We start from the raw sequence: 1,508 nt of genomic DNA on the forward strand, positions 1-1,508 counted from the left end.
GCATCGCGCGCGTCGCGACTGCAGGCGCTTCCGCGCCCGCTGCGCCCCCCGCCGCGGCAGCCTCCTCCATCCCTGCGGAGCCCCGCCCGCGCCCCGGGACCGCCGCCCAGGCCGCGAAGCCCTCCAAGCCCAAGGCGGAGAAGCGCCAGCGCGAATCCTTCACGCTCGCTGCCAGCGACGTGCACCGCCTCGATGCCCTGCGCAGCGACATGAAAGCCATCGGCCGGCCGGCACGCAAGTCCGAGCTGGTGCGCGCCGGCCTCGCCGCGCTCGCGGCCCTCGGCCATGCCGACACGGTCGCGCTGCTCGACGCGCTGCCTTCGCTTCGACGCAGCGCCGGCAAGGGCGACCGGAAGGCCAAGGGCGGCAAGAAGAAATCCCCGAAGCGCAAGGCTGCCGCCCGCAAGCGCTGACCCCGGCATCTCCGGAAGCTCCCCGCCCATGGATCCCGACCTCGGCACCGAACTGTTCGAATCGCTCGGCCTCGACGCCCTGCTGCCCGAGTCCCTCGCCGCCTGGCGGCCGCTGCTGGCCGAAGGCATGGCCTTCTTCCTCGGGCGCCTGCCGCAAGCCCGCCTCGGCGCGATCGTCGCCGAGCAGCTCGTGCTCGCCGAGAGCACCTCTGCGGCCGCACGCGCCACCGCCCTGCTCGCGCACTGCCCCACGCTGCACAAGCTCGGCCAGGTGGTCGCGCGCCAGCCCGGCCTCGACGCCGGGCTGCGCCGCCACCTGCAGGCGCTCGAATCCCTGCCCGCGAGCACGCACGGCGACGCCCTGCACGCCCGCATCCACGCCGAGCTCGGGGCCGACCACGGCCTGCACCTCGCCGACCGCGCACTCGCCGAGGGCAGCGTCGCGGTGGTGCTGCCCTTCTCGTGGTGGCAGGGCGGGCGCAGCCACGAGGGCGTGTTCAAGGTGCTCAAGCCCGGCATCGCCGACCGGCTGGGCGAAGAGCTCGCCATCCTGCCCGCGCTCGGCGACTTCCTCGAGGGCCGGGGCGCGGAGCTCGGCCTGCCCGCCATCGATTACCGCAACCACCTCACCACGGCCGGCCGCCTGCTCGTGCAGGAGATCCGCCTCGACCGCGAACAGGCCAACCTGCGCGCCGCCGCGGCGCTGCTCGCCGACGACGCCGACGTCTTCGTCCCCGCGCTGCTGCCCTGGTGCACGCCCGCGCTGACCGCGATGGAGCGCATCGACGGCCCCAAGCTCAGCGACGCCGCGCTGTCGGCGCGCGAGTCCCGCCGCCTCGGCCGCGCCCTCGTCGGCGGCCTGCTCGCGCGCCCCTTCTGGTCGCGCAGCGAGGACGCGCCCTTCCACGGCGACCTGCACGGCGGCAACCTGCTGCTCGCCCCCGACGGCCGCGTGGCCGTGCTCGACTGGAGTCTCGTCGCACGCCTGGGCAAGGCCGAGCGCGAGGCGCTGGTCGAGGTCGCCCTCGCCGCCCTCGCCCTCGACGCGCCCCGCATCGCCGCCGGCCTCGCCGGGCTGGGCCTGCGCGGGCCCCA

At 76.0% G+C, this 1,508-nt stretch carries 2 protein-coding genes; both read left to right on the forward strand.

Annotated elements, in window-relative coordinates; genetic code table 11:
• The first annotated feature begins 2 nt into the window (after positions 1 to 2).
• Positions 3 to 413, forward strand: a complete 411-nt coding sequence (locus C667_RS22865; protein ID WP_245538527.1) for a hypothetical protein — start codon at positions 3 to 5, stop codon at positions 411 to 413.
• Between the two features lie 28 nt (positions 414 to 441).
• The coding region (locus C667_RS22870; RefSeq protein WP_004388417.1) for an AarF/UbiB family protein at positions 442 to 1,508 on the forward strand (1,067 nt) is incomplete at its 3' end.

The sequence above is a fragment of the Thauera phenylacetica B4P genome, assembly GCF_000310225.1.
Classification (GTDB): domain Bacteria; phylum Pseudomonadota; class Gammaproteobacteria; order Burkholderiales; family Rhodocyclaceae; genus Thauera; species Thauera phenylacetica.